Genomic DNA, 4,013 nt, shown 5'->3' with positions numbered 1-4,013 from the left:
GGATGATAATATATTATATTATTAATTGTGTGGAGGATGATAAGTTTTGAATAGATTCAAAATGATTGAAGAAATCAAAAATACCAATTACAAGATGCATAAAAGCAAAAAGGGTTGGCTTGTTAGCTATTCTCTCTTGGCATTTATGTTGGGTGGGGGAGCATCGCTACCCCTATCTACTAGAGCCCAAGAGGTAAAAGCAGCTGAAATTGAAAGCGAAAGCTATACAAGTGGACTGGATAAATCAGTACAGCAAAAGGTTGACGCCCAATCAATTGATCAAGCAAAACAAAATGCTGTAAGTACGCTGGAAAATGAAGCTACTAATACTAAGCAAAAAGTTTCTGCTGATCAGACCTTAACTGCTGTTGATAAAACAGAAGCGGTTAAGAAAATTGATACTATACTTGCAGATGCTAAGTCTCAAATAGAGACTGCAACTGATTTGTCTGGTGTTGAAGCCATTATTAATGATTCAAAAGCAAAGATTGAAGCAAGTTATCAGACTAAGCCTAATAAGGTTAGACTGCCTACAAAAGCAGACCAAACTAAAAAGATTGCAAAGTCAAAGAAAACTAGAGCAGCAAAGACAAAGAAAAGTAAGACAAAAAAGACAAAGCAAATAAAGAACAAGACCAAAGGCTCCTCCGCTAAGGGGAGTTTGGCAACTTATGCTAATCTTAATTCTTTTTTGAGGTCGGATTCGACAACTAGTGAATCTGATCAAAAGGGCACTAAGGACAAGGACTATGAAATAGCAAACGATGCTCCTGCTTCTTCAAGCAAGCCTATTGATATTTCTGCCAATAAGAGTTTAGCTGGAGTTCCTGGAAGCGGGTCTTTTGCTAATTCAGCAGTTAGGTCCAATAATTCTAATGAAGCCAACGCTGAGCAAGAAGCCACTTTATCTGATGATGGGGTTGAAGGCTATGATGGCACTAAGAGTGTAACTGTAAGTGCCGACCCAGATAGTGGCCGTACTGACTTTGACCAGAGCGTTGGCAAGCCTGCTGGCGCCACACCAACCTCAGTTAATATTCCTGTTGCAGACCAGATAACTAATCCGGATAAGTATAAACAAAAAGTTGCTAATGTAAATGACTTTCAAAGTTTAGCAGCCGCTTGGGTTGATTCCTCTGTTACATATATTAATATTATGCAAGATATCAGCTACACTTCTGGTACTATAGGTACGCGTGCTGCTGGAGCTGATGTAGTTGTTAATGGTAATGGTCATACAATTGACCTAGGTGGACAAAACTTCACTTATGCAGGTGTGCCTTATTCAAATATTACGACGGTTACTCTAACTAATGGTAAATTTCAACAAGGATTTGGTAGTAATGATGGGAACCAATATTCGCTTGTTTATTCTGGTGATGGTTCAGGATTAATTGCAAATTTTGACAATGTTACTTTATCAAGTAGCAAGTCAAACGGCCTGAACCCAATTCACGCCATAATGGCAACTGGTTCAAAGGTTACCTTCTCAGGTAAGAACACCTTCAATATCTCAAACGAGGTTTCTCGTGGTGTTGGTCAAATTATCTTTGCTAACAACGCCAGCGTTACGATGCAAAGAACCAGTAACGATGTTAGATTCTCCGAATTCTACTTTGAAAGTCTGGCTCCTAACCCAAGTGTGGGTTACGGTAACACCTTAACAATGGGTGACGGATCATCAAATACTGCCATTACCTATAACAACACGCCAGCCGACTACCCAGCCATGTACTACCGGATTAATGGAGTAACAGTTGGTGACAACGTTTCATGGACCCAAACTGGATTTCAATACTTCTTGAACGGCACCCAAGCCGGTGGTGAAAGTGACAACGGTGTCTTCAAGTTTGGGCAGAACTTCAAATTATCTGCCCCTATTACTACCCAACCAGGTGCAATTAAGCTGAGAGCTAACCAAAAAGCCGAATTCAATGCTGGAACTACGTTTGACATTAATCAAAGAGCGAACGATGCGGTAATCCAAGTTGATGGTAATTCAAGTGTAACCTTTATTTCACCTAAGCAATTACACTTAGCCATTCAAGACGGTAGTGGTAACCCAGTTGCCACTAGTTCAGGTATCATCAAGGGTACTGGTACGGTAACTCTGAACAACTCCAACATTAAGACATGGTTGAGTAGCCACTCTCAAGCAACAAATACCGATGGTGACAACACGTCCAAGTTTGCCCAAATGGTAGTTAAGAATGGTCAAGCTACAGTTACCGATTTGAGCGGTAATACTGCAATCTCCAACATCGTTACACCAACTACTCGTGAATTGCAGACGATTGCCATTCCAGTTGGAAAAGTCAATGTTCAATATGTCGACCAAAATGGTAAAACTATTGGCACGCCGATTAACGTACCTTTAGATAAGGACGCATATATTGGCCAATATATTCCGTTAATTACAACTGATAATGTTATTAAGAATATGCCTAAGGGCTATATGTGGGCCATTGGCAACCAAGTCTTTGCTGGTGCTAAGACTGATGCTCAGTCTGGAGGAGACCCAACAAACGACAACGACAATGGTGACACATACGGTCAAGCAAGTGTCGGCCTCACACCAATGGAAGGTAACACTTATACTTATAAGATTTATGTATATGGTACTAAGAAAAACGTAACTTACCAATACGTTGATGTTAACCACAAGGACCGGATTCTAACTTCGCCGCTTTCAGGTCAAACAGGTAAAGAAGCTGTTGGTTTCGTCACACCTGCCAACTATGGCAACACTATTGATTGGACCAACAAGTACTATACAGAAGATAACGTTCCAGCTGGCTATCATTATGCAGCCGGTGCTGCCAACCAGCCAACAAAGATGACGGTTTCTGATAACAATCCGACTGTAACAATTTTTGTTGAAGGTAATCCGCAGACAATCAATCCAAAATTTGTTGATACAAATGGCAACCAAATTATCCCGAATGCCCCATTCAAGATTGAGGGTACAACTGGACAAATTATCAAGCTTCCAACAGCACCTGATGCAAACAATTGGGCATTAGACCATGTTGTTGTGAACGGTAATACTGTTCCGGTTGGCTCACCATTCGAATTTGGCAACGGAACTGATGAAATCACCTACGTATACCACTCCTTAGACATTGAAAAACATGCTGCCAACACGGCTATTGATGATGAGGCAACCAAGGTTAAGGGTGAGATCGACGCTGATCCAACTATTGACAATGCAACTAAGCAAAGCCAAAAAGCAGCAGTTGATAAAATTGCTACTGACGCCAAAGCTAATGTTGATAAGTCTCTTGTAGCTAGTGAGGTTGACAAGGCTAAGACAGATGGTATTACAGCCATTGATAATGCCCATGTACCAGGCAAGGCGCTTACTGATCAAAAGAAAGATTATGATAAGCAAATCGATGATGAAGCCACTAAGATTAAGGCCGAAATTGATGCCGATGTAACACTGGACGATGACACTAAGAAGAGCCAAAAAGCTCAAGTTGACACCGATGCAGCTGCAGCCAAAGATGCTATCAATAATGCTGCTGATATCCAAGCAGTTAAAGATGCAACTGCAGCTGGTATCACTAAGATCGATAGTGACCATGTTCCCAACAAGACGTCATTACCAGACCAAAAGAAGGATGCACTAGCTGCAATTGACGCTGAAGCAACTAAAGTCAAGGGTGAAATTGACGCTGACCCAACTTTAGATGATGCAACTAAGAAGAGCCAAAAGGCTCAAGTTGACACCGATGCAGCTGCAGCCAAGGCTGCTATTAATGGTTCGGCTAATGCGCAAGCAGTCAAAGACGCTAAAGCAGCTGGTATCGCTAAGATTGATAGTGACCACGTTTCGGATAAGGTTTCACTGCCAGACCAAAAGAAGAGTGCTATAGCTGCAATCGATGCCGAAGCAACTAAAGTCAAGGGTGACATTGATGCCGATGTTACTTTGGATAAGGCAACTAAAGACAAGCAAAAGAGTGCTGTTGATACCGACGCAGCTGCAGCCAAAACAGCTATTAACAATG

Annotated in this window: 1 protein-coding gene; it reads left to right on the top strand. The window is 41.5% G+C overall.

Annotation, left to right across the window (positions count from 1 at the left end; genetic code table 11):
• Positions 1-46: 46 nt before the first annotated feature.
• The coding region (locus AC2JF7_RS08925) for a DUF1542 domain-containing protein (protein ID WP_500728347.1) at positions 47-4,013 on the top strand (3,967 nt) is incomplete at its 3' end.

The sequence above is a fragment of the Lactobacillus sp. XV31L genome (assembly GCF_059900865.1).
The sequence above is the reverse complement of the archived record's forward strand: the minus strand, read 5'-3'. Positions and strand labels throughout refer to the sequence as shown.